Origin of the sequence: Vagococcus entomophilus (assembly GCF_003987595.1) — a bacterium.
GTDB lineage: Bacteria > Bacillota > Bacilli > Lactobacillales > Vagococcaceae > Vagococcus_E > Vagococcus_E entomophilus.
The window spans coordinates 19,988-33,610 of the sequence record NZ_NGJZ01000004.1 but is presented as its reverse complement, the minus strand read 5'-3'; the positions used below and the strand labels follow the sequence as shown (position 1 = coordinate 33,610).

Annotated in this window: 9 protein-coding genes; 5 read left to right on the top strand and 4 right to left on the bottom strand. The window is 34.1% G+C overall.

Translation table 11 applies throughout. The annotated features are described in order from the left end of the window. Positions 1–64: 64 nt before the first annotated feature. Positions 65–826: a hypothetical protein gene (locus CBF30_RS10515; RefSeq protein WP_126826469.1), complete on the top strand. Its 762-nt coding sequence runs from the start codon at positions 65–67 to the stop codon at positions 824–826. Positions 827–1,438: 612 nt separating this feature from the next. On the opposite strand, the gene CBF30_RS10510 is transcribed toward CBF30_RS10515, so the two are convergent. Further along, positions 1,439–2,842 carry an FAD-binding oxidoreductase gene (locus CBF30_RS10510; RefSeq protein WP_126826466.1) on the bottom strand — a complete coding sequence of 468 codons (1,404 nt, stop codon included), beginning with the start codon at positions 2,840–2,842 and terminating at the stop codon, positions 1,439–1,441. Between the two features lie 895 nt (positions 2,843–3,737). On the opposite strand from CBF30_RS10510, the gene CBF30_RS10505 reads away from it, so the two are divergent. Continuing rightward, entirely contained in the window at positions 3,738–5,405 is a 1,668-nt protein-coding gene (locus CBF30_RS10505) for a GTP-binding protein (protein WP_126826463.1), read from the top strand. Positions 5,406–5,472: 67 nt separating this feature from the next. Here CBF30_RS10505 and CBF30_RS12190 read toward each other — a convergent pair whose 3' ends face one another. From CBF30_RS12190 to CBF30_RS10490, 3 genes are all read right to left on the bottom strand, one after another. Beyond that, positions 5,473–5,652, bottom strand: a complete 180-nt coding sequence (locus tag CBF30_RS12190) for an IS3 family transposase (RefSeq protein WP_390221326.1) — start codon at positions 5,650–5,652, stop codon at positions 5,473–5,475. 599 nt (positions 5,653–6,251) lie between these two features. After that, positions 6,252–6,680, bottom strand: a complete 429-nt coding sequence (locus CBF30_RS10495; protein ID WP_148112262.1) for a hypothetical protein — start codon at positions 6,678–6,680, stop codon at positions 6,252–6,254. A 145-nt stretch (positions 6,681–6,825) separates the two neighbouring features. Continuing rightward, the gene (locus tag CBF30_RS10490) at positions 6,826–8,220 is read right to left on the bottom strand and encodes a hypothetical protein (protein ID WP_148112261.1); all 1,395 of its coding nucleotides are present in this window, start codon (positions 8,218–8,220) and stop codon (positions 6,826–6,828) included. Between the two features lie 503 nt (positions 8,221–8,723). On the opposite strand from CBF30_RS10490, the gene CBF30_RS10485 reads away from it, so the two are divergent. The 3 genes from CBF30_RS10485 (at position 8,724) to CBF30_RS10475 (ending at position 13,613) form a co-directional block, all read left to right on the top strand. Continuing rightward, positions 8,724–9,854 (top strand): M24 family metallopeptidase, encoded by a 1,131-nt coding sequence (locus CBF30_RS10485; RefSeq protein ID WP_126826453.1) that lies wholly within the window; start codon positions 8,724–8,726, stop codon positions 9,852–9,854. A 188-nt stretch (positions 9,855–10,042) separates the two neighbouring features. After that, positions 10,043–10,483 (top strand): Rrf2 family transcriptional regulator, encoded by a 441-nt coding sequence (locus CBF30_RS10480; protein ID WP_126826450.1) that lies wholly within the window; start codon positions 10,043–10,045, stop codon positions 10,481–10,483. Positions 10,484–10,496: 13 nt separating this feature from the next. Further along, positions 10,497–13,613 carry a YhgE/Pip domain-containing protein gene (locus CBF30_RS10475; protein ID WP_170169009.1) on the top strand — a complete coding sequence of 1,039 codons (3,117 nt, stop codon included), beginning with the start codon at positions 10,497–10,499 and terminating at the stop codon, positions 13,611–13,613. Positions 13,614–13,623 lie beyond the last annotated feature (10 nt).

Here is a 13,623-nt window from a genome sequence, read left to right as displayed (position 1 = left end):
TAAGCTAAAATTATCAAAAATTCACGATATTATCTGTATGGAATAATAGAAAGGTTTTGATAACATGGGAGATGGGGAAATAGTATTAATATATGGTTTGAGAGATAGTCGAAATTTTTTTTTGAAAGAAAGCCCAGACTTAGCTAGTACCTTAAAAAAACCATATTTTATAGATAATTATAATATAGAACTTATAAACAGTTTGAGTGGAGAAAATTGGGGAAATGTGCACCTTGATAATAAGCGTAAATTAATAGAGACGGTAAAAAAAATGCCGATTAATCAATGGTTAGGCATGTTTGATTCCATGAATCAAACATGGGATTTGTGGAAGGATTATTTGAATACTTTGGAAAATCACCCTAAATTCCATATTAAAAATATAGCGAATAACTTATATATGAAGCATACGGATCAAATATTAAAGTACTTTCAGCCTAATTTATCTGAAGAACTTGCTAATACGATTGTTAAAAAAGGATGTAAATTAGGGTTAGAACTTGCGAGAGAAAGAAATGATTTGAAAATTTGGTTTGTATTAGACGCCATTGATTTTAAGTCTATTGTATTTAAAAGTGGGGACTTTAAAGAGTCAATAACAGGATCGGAGTTACGCTATATTTATAGAAATAGAGAGGATCTAGAGGGACAAGTTGTTTTTTACAAAGACAAAAAAATTGTTCCTGCTCCGTGGCATGAAAACCCTAGCCTATGGAAAAAATATGATGTAAATCGGAAACTAAATAAGAAACTACTGAAGACGATAGAGAAGAAAAACCAGAGTAAAGTGCAACGAAAGGAACTTGACGAGTACTTAGTCCGCTAATTATGAGTATACAGATGTGCATAGATAGGTAGTCAAACGCATTATTCACTGTATGTATTGTGTGTAAAGAAAGGAAATCCCTTCACTTGCGAATTCATGTGTGCTTTAATTTTACAAATCTTACAAGAAATAATAAAATGATTTTCATTTCTACAAATAGTGTACCTAGATGTAATCTCGGCTTTTTTGATAAGCATCGTTGAGTTAATAAAAATTAAACCTAAGACAAAAATTTTTGTCTTAGGTTTTTTTGTTAATAAAGGGAATGTAGCATATCATCTACGTCCTCGTTATGGTCATTTGCTCTCTTGAGATTAGTACAAATTTTTTTGACAGCTGCTCGATACTATAGTGCCTATCAAACTTAACAAAATTTTTAGGTGAAATTACACTAAGAATATTGCCTATCTTCTTAACTTTAGTCTCTACAATATTCTTTTTTTCATTCTATTTATTAATAATAATGACCACAAAAAAATATAACGTGGGATGCGATGAAAAGATAACAATATATTATAATGTTTCTTTTTATTTAACTAGACTGTATTAGTAAAGAAAATAAAGGATCTTTTTTTCTGCTATTAGAGAGTTCGTCCATCAAAAATCATTAATTTAGATAATGGTTAAGCCTTGATCAAACAATTCGGTTGGATCATATTTTTTTTTGATTTTTTTTAAGGCTTGTCCTGTTTCTTCTGGCCATGTTAAATTGGCAAAATCTTGACTTGTATCAAAAGAATAGGCTCCATATGCGCCTGTCCCCAATTTTCTGATTGGTTCAAAAATCTTGTGGGCAATTTGGACATTTTTAGTATCAAACCAAACAGCTACAAAAGCTTCTTTTTTTCTTCCGCTCCAAGATGTCTCCATTACTGGCACCGTACTTACCGCGCCACCCAATGATCGTAACTCTACAGCAACAACTTTTTTGTCATCAAACACTTTTGTGATTGCGTCACCTAATGTTTCTGTAGGCTGATCCACCAATACATTAAGCGGACGGTTACTTTCTTGTGCTTGATGCTTTTCGTGAGGTGTTGGTATTAATGAAGTATAGCAGAGTAAGTTTGTCTCGCTCTGAATAACTGTAGCTAAATTTAATGCGTTTTTAAAAATAGGATCCGCTTTTTTTTCATTGTCTCCAGCCCATAAATTCATTACATCTACGTAAAAATCATTTTTTTCGTAATTTTTAGATATAATTGCGATACTAGTTAATTCATTAGGAAGTTTTCTTATCCAATCTCCCCAATTTTTGACAAATTCCCCAAGTTTGTTTGATTCATAACGAACAGTTTGCAAATAAACCGGTAGCGGCATTTGTTGCGTTTCTGTATTTTCACCTAAAAGTTTCGGTGCTTCAAAGATAAATTCTGTTACAATTCCGACATTTGAAATGCCACCTCGAATAGCCCAAAATAACTCTTTATTTTTTTGGTTGTTGGCTAAGTGAACACGGCCATCAGCTGTGACAACCGTGGCTTCTTTTATATGATCAATCGTTAGTCCATTCTGACGCACTAACAGACCTAATCCTCCAGCAGTGGCTAATCCTCCAACACCAGTATCGCCAAAATCACCACTTGAAATAACACGGTCATATTTTGATAAGAACGCCGAAACATCCCCCCACACAGCACCTGCCTGAACACTAACTAAGCCTTTTTTGTCATCAACCATCCGTATTTCATTCATTTGGGAAACGTCTAAAATAATCCCTCCGTCGTTGACAGAATCAGTAGTCATACCATGTCCGCCGCTTCTAATTGAAAACGGAACATAAGTTTTTGAAGTTTCCCTCACATTTTTGGCATAGAGCACTGCCTCTCTAACATCACTGACAGTTTTGGCCATTAAAATGATTTTTGGAGAGCCAACACGCATGTAATTTGAACGAACATTCTTATACTCAATATCGGATGAATCGACTGCAATCTCTGAAAGATTTTCAGATATTTTAGGCCAATCATTCGTTGAACAATCGCTAGTAAGGTTTTCATTTACATCTTTTTTCATAAAGTATTTTTTCCTCCTTTTAAAATAAGATCACAGTGTAACCTTATTATACATCGCCTAATATGTCTACTATAATGTTTTGCTCTGATAAGCAATGTAAATTATCAATATATCTAAATTTATAATTATATAAAGTGTTTTTATTTTAATAATAAGATATTTGTCATTATAATAATGAGCTTGTTATCGCTCATTTCTAAAAAAGTAGTACACTTTTAAACTAGTATGGCCTAACCATACTAGTTATTTTATTAAATTTTCATGGCATTTAAATTAAAAAAAAATTAATTTTCGGTTGATTCCGTGGACTTTTTATGCTACTTTAATTAAAAGAATTATTTAACATTCTTTTTATAAATTTTAAGTAATAGTAATGTATGCCTACAAACCTTCAATAAGCTTATAGGATAGTGAAAAATGGGACATAAGTAGAATCGACTTATGTCCCGTTTTCTGGATCTTAAGATAGTCAGTTGAACAAAAACAGCTCCTTCGGGAATGAGTCAAAGTTTTCCAAAGGTTTAAGAATAATTTTAGAAAGTTCTTTTCGTTACTCAGAGCGAAACAATTTTGTAGACATAACAGGGTAGAAAGAATCTTTCAAATATTAAAAGCGATGCGTTTACTCAAACAATTACATGGAATTTTTCAATGTAATGAAAGGACATAAAAATATGGATCAATATTCAATAGAATTAAATAATGTAAAGAAGTGTTATAAGGTTAACGAAGGAAACTTTTTTAAAAAAAATATAAAAGAAATTACGGCAATTAGTGACATAAAACTTTCTATTGAAAGAAATGAAACAATAGTCTTTTCTATACTGTACTTTATTGGTGCATATGTTATATGGAATGATTACTTAAAAAAATACACTAGTTCGGGAAGTTAAATATGAATAATACATTGAATGTGGGGATTTTTGCTAATGTTGATGCAGGTAAGACTACTTTGACAGAGGCTATATGTGTAGAGGCAGGTATAAAGCAAGTTACGGGACGTGTTGACAAAGGAACGACTATAGCTGATAACAATCAAATTGAAAAAGAAAAAGGGATAACGATAACAACAACTCTCTTGTCTTTTGAAAAAAATGGAAAACTGATAAATATCTTAGATACACCAGGTCATTATGATTTCTTTCCCGATGTTATGAGGATTATAAGTATTATTGATGTTGCTATTTTGGTAATAGCCGTTGATTCAGGAGTAACACCTCATACTAAAAGGATAATAAAATCCCTAAGATCAAATGATGTGAAAATAATTATTTTTATTAATAAGTGTGACCGAATAGACTACCTTTCTATGTTGAGTACGATAAAGAATGAGATCTATAAATGTGATAATCAAAAGGACGAAAGCAAATTGGTCTTTATCGAAGGTTCAGCTTTAAAAAATAAGAATATCGCTACATTGTTTGAAATGGTAGTAAAAGAAGAGGTTACGAGGGGACAAAGAGTGCCAGATTATTTCCACGGGAAAGTCATAAAACAAGAATTTGATGAAATGGGTGCGTGCTTAACATATATTTATATATATGAAGGAAAGTTACAAATTAATGATGTATTAATAAAGAATAAGAAAAAGAATAAAATTAAATTCTTGTACCTAAAAGTGAAGGATCAACTAATAAATGCAAAAGCTATAGATAAAGGAAATATTGCGATAATAAAGAGTTATGAAACTCATTATTCTGTAGGAGATGAGATTAAAAATTACGAAGTTATTGGAGCGAAACCAACATTTATTGAAGGGTATAGGTGCAAAGTCAAATTAAAGGGTTGTGCCACAAAAAATCAATTATATAGAGCTTTGTTAGAGATAAGTATTGAGGAGCCAAATTATCAATTTGAATATGATGAACTACTTGATGAAATGTCTATTAATTTGTTGGGTAAAACACATGAAGATGTGGTCAGGCTACATCTTTTTTATAAGTATGGATTAGATGTAGCTATTTTGGAAAACTCCAATATAAAGGTTAGAAGAATTGTTGACAGTAAACTCTTATTTGTTAAGGTTAATCAAAAAGGTAACAAATATGCTGCAACAATGGAATTAAAAATCGAACCACAAAGTAATGAAGATAATCTCTTTATTTCTGCAGTGTCTAAAGGCTATTTACGGAATTCGTATCAAAAAGCTATAGAAGAATCAATAATAAGTTTCTTATCTTGTGGTAAAAATGGCTACATTTATACCCATCTAAAGGTCACTTTGACTTATGCCGAGTATTACTCAGGTGTTAGTACCCCAGGGGATTATAGAAGATTAGCATATGAAATGATTGAAAATCTATGTGAAACTTCAAAGTATTATGAATTATCCGAATATGAGTGTTTTGAACTGCTTTCAGTAAAGAATTATAGTAGTATCTTGTTTAATCAAGTGCACCTTTTTAAAGTTGAAATAGTAGATTTGCAAAATCTAACAGGTGATAAAATTGTGATTAAGGGGGCTGTTCCTAAGGATTTTAAACGTTCATTTTACCTTTTTTTAAAGGATATAATGAAAGATGATTTTTTATATAAAAAAACTAAAACAAAGTGGCTTCGTTGAGCAATAACTAAATGGGATAGATGTCAATAAAGAAGACAGAAAAAAGAAGGAATTTAGTGGGATGCCACTAAATTTCTTCTTTTAGATTGGGAGAAAGCCTATCAATTGCTGAAACAGGTCTTTTGGGATTATGACAAACTTCGATATATTCAAAGCAAGCAAGTTTTACCTCTTTTAATGAAGAAAAAGTAGGGTGGTTTAATTCTTCACGTTCAATTTCCTTATGTCTACTATTAAAGAAGACAATAGCGTAGATATCGAAAAAGAGATGATGGATACTCTTTATTTGTTGCTAAGTCATACAGGCTCTCTAAATACAGTTCTTTTATTGAATCAGCTTATGGATGGGTTGACGAAACTTATCTTGACTATCCAAAATTACTAAAGACAAAAATTATCACTTATATTCAATGATTAAATCTTTAAAATAAAAAGACGATTATTTTTTATTGACGTACTACCAATAAAATCTTACATCACAGATAGTGCTGTTATTGCTTCTGATTATGGTTTGACAGTCTTGCAAAAATAGAGTTAGCAGATACGAATTTTGGCTATGAAATGATAGAGTTATGAATTGATTACTATGCTTAAAATGGACTAGCTCTTGATAAGAAAAGAGCTTTTAAGACTCTCACAAATCGATAAAATAAAAGGCTTTTTCTACTTTAAAAAGCTAGTCGTGTATTATTTTTCATATAAGCGCTTCTAGTGACAGTGCACAACATTATACGAGAAAACGTTTTAGTATGTACGTGAATCCAGTTGCATACAAGGGTTTTACAGTGTATTTCACATAGTCTATTGATGCGAATCCTTTTTTTATATTATCCAGTCTTTGTAATGCTATAAAAATAATTCATCAGATTTTTGCTTTCTCTTTTGAGTTGTGAGGTGTTTGCTATTGATCAGGTGTATCTTTTTTTGGCAATGGTCAATTAGCTTAATCGTCTTTTGTAATTCTTGGTTTAGAATATTTACATCTTTCTCAGGTCCGTAGCGTGCCATCATTTTTTCGATGGCCGAGCAATAAATTTGCTCAGTATGGCTGATGAAATCAATATAGATAGGATTTTTTTTTACTTCTTTTGATGACTTAAGTAAACCACTTATAGTCACATACTTAGCTTGCGCATTAACTAATGCTCGATTCCACTTTTGATTGGATATAAAAATGGAATCTATTCCCCGATTCTTTATAATTTTTTTATTTATTTTTTGGACATCGTAATACGAAAATTCATTATTTGCTGGAATACTGTTCAATTGATCCATTCCTTTCTATATTCTATAATCAGTAAAAATAATTTATATTTTAGTGGTCATTCGGCAGTTTAAGAGGCAATGCGTCGCATATGTCCATTTTTTAGTTTCACAGGGTAACCTCACCTACCGAAAGAGATTCATTGGTTAAATCCAATTATTTACATAAATCTACTTCCAACGTGTTCTGTTTTCGTCCTTGTTGTTGGCTTTGTCTCGCATTATCTTTCAACAAATTTAGATTTTTTTTCCTAGAACACTCATATTGTTTCCATAAATCAGGTTGTTCTTTCCAAGGGGCAGTTACAACTTTTTGATCTTTGAAAAAAACAACTTTATTTTCTAATAAATATCTATTTCTGTAGATATAGCGTAATTCTGAGCCTGTAAAGGACTCTTTAAACTTTCCTGTTTTAAATGCCACAGCATTCAAGTCCATTCCATCTAAAACAAACCATATTTTTAAATCAGTCTTTTCTTTTGCTAGCTCTAACCCTGCCTTACACCCTTTCTTTATCATACTATCAGTAAGTTCCTCAGCTAGATGCGGTTTTGGTCGTTTGAGTTGAGTACTTGAATATTTAGCCTTGATTTCGTTAGCCAGATTAGCAGGGTTAAATTTCGGCTTTTTTTCTAGAATATTGAGATACCCCTTCCACAAATTCCAATGTTGTGATTCAGCTGGTAATTTGTTTTTAAACTTCTTAACGGGCGTCTTCTTTACAATATTAAAAAAATTCTTTTTATTCTCAGCAAGTAAAATCTCTATATCTTCTTTCCCACTCAAACCATTTAAAAGAGCCATATTATATTGATCTATAACAAAAGCTTCGTTCTTATCTCCCATATCCAAAAACATTTCCACCCTGTCTTTGTGGTTCAAGAACATATCTCTATTTTTAGCAAGTCCATATACAAGGATAGAATCGTTCATAACTTTTTTTGAATTAATGAGATTGATTTTTTTGTCTTCAGGATCTAATAGTTCACTCAGATTTTTTTCAGGAAAGTGTACGCCCTTTTGATCAAAAAAATAAAACTGTTCCATATTTTTTATCTCCTTAATGGCTACAAATGAGTGTGCATTCCTAATGGTTACTTCTTTTTCACACAATTGTAATAAGCTATTCAGCGTATGAGGTTTGATCGACTTGTGCAGTCTTTGGGACTGAATTACTTTAACAAATTCCTGTTTTTGAAGCTGGAAAGAGTTTTTTTGAGCTATATTTAGTTGTTTCTGTACCGAATCAATGTCCGTGTATCGCCCGTTACATTTCTCGGTAAGAATCCTCATTAAGTATTGATCCGCATATTTCCAAGCCTGTTCTACCTGTTCGTTAGTCAATCGAAACTCTGGTAATTCAGCTATTTTTTTTTCATATTTGAAAAAAATAAAATTTTTAGCTTCTTTCTTAATTGCTAGGTCTAAGTCCGTAATAAAATTTTTTAACACGAATATTTTCATGTTTTCCTTCAAAATAGTAGTATAAAACTCTTGGATACGGTTTCCCAAAAATTGGGGTTGTTTTGATAATGAACTCTTATTGTTCATAGCTATGAATCCTCTCCTTACTTATTCTTTATAGCTAGTATAGAATGAAATCTATTGTATTCTTCTCAAAGTTTTTAGTATCCTATATTTTTTGATATTTGATATTTTTGGGTTTGAGTAAATAGCTTAGACACTTTTTAGTAGAGAAATTAAGCCAGCCGCTCTTTTTCCACTTAGTCCGTTCAATTCGGGAATACTCTTGAGAATATTTCGCGACGATTTAAATAAAAATAAAGTGAAAAAAGAGGAGTAAAGCTATCATTTTGTTCAAATAATATCCTTTTAAATTAAGTCTGTGGGTAAAGTTAAAAGAAAAGAAGGTAATTTGCGAGGGATGTTGCGGCTAAAGGGTTCGTGGATAAAAAAAGTAAATAATTCGAGCGACACAGTTATGTCTGAAATTTAAGAATTTCTTAATTTTTGTTTTTTTGCTCGTAGACATTTGAAACTAAATTCGAGGTGCGTTAAGGTGGTGACTATCGAAAATGAAAGAAGGAATAAAAGTGGAATTATTAAAAAATGAGTTGCAAAATCGAATAAAAAAATGTCAAAAACAAATAAAAAAACAAGGATACGAAGCTTATGTAGTTTCTGATCCAGATGATGTCTGGTATTTGACCAATATTAACTATAGTCCTGAACAACGTCCTTTTTTGTTGATTATTTTTCCAGAAAAAGAACCTGTTTTTATTGTACCTAAACTAGAAGAAACGCATGTAAATGTTCCTTATTTCTCTTGTGAGGTGCATGCTTATTTTGATGTAACAGCCAAAAAAGGGGAAAACTGGTATGAAGTTTTAACAGAGGCTCTCAGTGACGTTTCAATCGTGGGGGCAGAAGAAAACTTGCCAATGATGGTTGAGCGTAAGATAAAGAGCGTTACGTGGGAAATTGATACAATTGTAAAAGAACAACGAGCGGTGAAAAGTGAGTATGAAATTGAACAAATTCAACTTACAGCAGATGCAAGTAGTAAAGTGTGTAACGCTACGTTGCAAGCGGCCAAAGTTGGCAGTGGTGTGCTTGATTTATACAATTTACCTTATAAAGTTTTAGATCCAAAAATGTTAAAAGAAACCTTTAGTATCACGAATCGTTTAACAAACGGAGTATGGCCGTCTGATTACAGCCATATGCCACATAGTATACCAGCTAGCGATGCCGCAGTGGATGGTGGACCAAACATCAATGTAGCGGTATTTAGAATCGGCGGCTATGCTTCTGAGTGTGAACGGACATTTTTCACGAAAGAACCGACTGCAATCCAGCGTCAGCATTTTGAACAAATGATGGGGGCACGCAAATTGATGTTTAGCATGATTCGCCCAGGTGTGAAGGCGTGTGAGCTTGAAGCAGCAGTTGTGAACTATTTCAAAGAGCAAGGATTGGACAAGTACTTGTTACATCGTCCAGGGCATGGGATTGGACTTAATAATCATGAAGAACCAACTCTATCACTAGGGAATGAAACTAGGTTAGAAGAAAATATGGTCATTTCAGTGGAACCAGGTATTTATTTTGAAGGAGAAGGTGGTTACCGACATTCCGATACGGTTCGTGTCACAAAAGAGGGCTATGAGCTTATGACGCATGCACCAGACCAATTAGAAGAGTTAATTGTCGGTTCATTTTAAGAAAAATTAAAAACTTTTCAAAAGCCTCTAAAGTCTGTTCTTTAGAGGTTTTGTTTTTATGGGAACTTATAGTTTATAGTTTATTGTGAAAAAATAGTTGAAAATTTCAGCAAAAGTTGTATTATATTTATAGATAAAAATAATCCACAATGAATCTTGTTCAAAAAAATGGTTGAGGGGGAGAAAAGATGCGCTTGAAAAATGGGATAGAACAGGCTATTTGTATTTTGTTCATCTTATCCATTCCTTTAAACAAGGAGCCAATCAAGAGTTTTGATATGAGTGGATTACTAGGAGTATCTGATTCATATTTGAAAAAAATATTGAGAAAATTGGTTGTATCTGGGTTAATTGTTTCGGAATCAGGTAAAAAAGGAGGCTTTACGTTAGCAAAAAATCTAGAAAGTATTACGCTGTTAGATATTTATAAAGCAGTTGAAGGTGAGCGTCATGTGTTACACGTCAATCACTTAGCTCAAAAAATTTTCCCAGACAAGGAAATCGCGGACCAAGCAGAACAGTCCGCAATCAATACAATTTTAGAAGCAGAAAAATTATTTCTAGAGAAATTAGCGACATATAATTTTTCTGATTGGCACACACATTGTACAAATGAATACGGGAGATAAAGAAGGGAAATACATGATAAAAGAAGAATGGAAATCATTACTGAAGCATAAATTTATGCTTGTGGTGCTACTTGCTGTGGCTTTGATACCAGCACTTTATAATATTATATTTTTGACAGCGATGTGGGATCCTTACGGGAAGATTGATCAATTACCGGTTGCTGTTGTAAACAAAGATCAATCCGTCACATACAATGGAAAAACAATGGCTATCGGAAAAGATATGGTAAAAAGCATGAAAAAAAGTGGAGCCATGGATTTCCATTTTGTTAGCTCAAAGACAGGGAATGAAGGAATAAAAAATGGAAAATACTACATGGTATTAACCATTCCTAAAAATTTCTCAAAGAATGCTACGACCTTACTTGATGATCAACCAAAGAAAATGACGCTTCATTATAAAACAAGTGAAGGACTCAGTTTTATCGCTTCTAAGTTTTCAAGCTCAGGTGCGAAAGCTTTGAAAGATAAAGTGGCCAATCAAGTGACACAAGTTTATGCAAAGAGTATCTTGTCACAATTTAAAACAATCGGATCTGGTATGGAAAAGGCAGCATCTGGTGCAAAGAAATTGGCCGATGGTTCTGCTAAGATTGGAGCAGGACAACAAACGGTTACAACAAACCTAAACAAGTTATCCTCGAGTAGCGTGACGTTTGCTGAAGGGGCTAACACATTGAGTGTGGGTCTAGGAAAGTATGTGGATGGTGTTGAAAAAGTAGCGACAGGAAGTCAAAAATTAGATCAAGGGGTGGCTTCTCTAGCAACTGCAACACCGACTTTAGCGAGTGGCATTAGTCAACTTGCAACAGGATCAACCAGTTTAGCAACAGGAACAAAAGCTTACACGAATGGAGTAGGGACACTTGGTAGTGGAATTGGACAACTCGCAACGGGAACAACAAGCTTAGTTGAAGGGACAACAGCCTATACAAATGGAGTAGGGACGATAGGTAGCGGGGTACAGCAACTCGCACCAGGAGTTACTTCTCTAGCGAATGGTCTGGACAAACTTCAAACAGGAATGAATACTTTAAATACTGGGTTATCTAATGAAAATGGGCTAGTAAAAGGTGTACAAACTTATACAAATGGTGTCGGTCAAGTTGCCGCAGGATTAAACCAAGCAACAACAAACAGTACAAAACTTACTGCTGGCATGAACGCGTTAGAAACTGGTGTGAACCAACTTGTGACTCAAAGTGGAACACTTCAAAAAGGATTTCAGTCATTAGAAACTGGGACGACGCAATATGCGAGTGGTATGAACGCGTTGAATGAAAAGTTGGCGGCGTTAGAAAAATCGATTAATAGTAATCAAGCGAACTTAAATGATTTACAAACAAAACTTCAATCGGTTCAAACCAATGCCAAAGAGGCCAATACTACGGCTGCTAACTTGAATAGCGCTGCACAATCCGACGCCAAAGCCACACAAGCAAAAGCAAAAGAATCGGCAGTAAATGCAATAAAAAATACAGCAAGCTATCAAAATTTGTCTCCACAAGAGCAGCAAGAAATAATTGCGGCAATTTCAAATACAACTTCTGATGTTGATACGACACAAGTCGATAAAAATACAGCTTCTGTTATGAAGTATACAGCGGATGCGCAAGCTTCAAGTGAACAAGCAATAGCTGCTAGTGCCCAAATGAGCACGGTGTTTAGCCAATTTTCAGAGGTTCAAAAAAATGTCGCAACGCTTGTGGCAATGAGTGAACAACTAAGCACAAGTTCTGAAGCCCTCAACAAAGGTATGACCAACCTAACAGAGCAGTTGCAACCTGAGCTTGCAAAATTACAAGCAAGCGTTTCAGAACTAAATAAAGGGGTGCAAGCCTATACCACTGGAGTCAGCAAAATCAGTACAGGTGCGACACAGTTAAATGATAGTTCAGAATCGCTGAACTCAGCCATGGATAAGGTTGCATCAGCTGTCAATCAAATAAGTACGAGTAATACAGCAGGCTTACCCGCGCTGTATGCAGGTGCAACGAAATTGCAAACAGGCGCAACAAAACTTGCCGATGGAAGCAATCAACTAACAGCAAAGTCTAGTTCACTTGTTTCAGGTGCAACAAAACTACAAGCTGGATCAACAAAACTTGCCGATGGAAGCACCCAACTAACAGCAAAATCTAATTCACTTGTTTCAGGGGCAGATAAACTAGCGACAGGATTAGGCACGTTAAACGACAAAATCCCAAGCTTAGTTACAGGAATCAATACATTAAAAACTGGAACTGCTTCACTTGCTTCTGGAGCGACACAGCTTACTAATAACAGTAGTGCACTGCTTTCTGGAACCAGTAAGCTTTCTGATGGGGCAACCAAAATAGCAGACGGCAGTAGTCAATTAGCAGCCGGCTCAGGTAAGCTTGGCGCTGCAAGCGGTCAAGTGACAAATGGAACGAATACCTTACAAAGTAGCTTAGCTAAGGCTGCTGGAAAAGTGAATGATGTTAAGAGTAGTACAGGTACGTATAAAATGATTGCCGAACCAGTCGTAACAAAGCAAAAAGAAATCTCTAAAGTACCTAATAACGGAACAGGAATGGCACCTTATATGATGTCTGTGGCTTTATTTACAGGAGCGTTGACACTTAATATGATGTTTGGTTCAGCAAAACCGAAGAAAAAACCAACTTCAGCAGTTGCTTGGTGGGCAAGTAAAATGTCCGTATTAGCATCGATTGGAATCTTGCAAGCATTCTTGATGTACGGAGCATTAATCTTGATTGATGGCTTAGATCCTGTACATAGTTGGGCAACGTTACTAGTGCTAATCATACAGTCCTTGACTTATATGAGCATTATTACTTTCTTTAATCTTGTTTGCGGACAAGTTGGATCGTTCTTAATGCTGATCTTCATGCTCTTCCAATTGGGCGGTTCGTCTGGAACTTATCCAATCGTTCTAACTGGCAAACTTTACCAAAATATTTCTCCTTATTTACCAATGACTTACGGAATAGATGCTCTGAGAAATAGTATTTCAATTGGTGGGTCTGTCAATCAAGATATGGTAGTGTTAATTCTAATAACACTTGTCTTTAACTTTTTCATCATTGTGTACTTCCACTATAAGAAGACTAGATTAAACAATCCTCAATTAGAATTAGAAATATAAAACGAAGCAG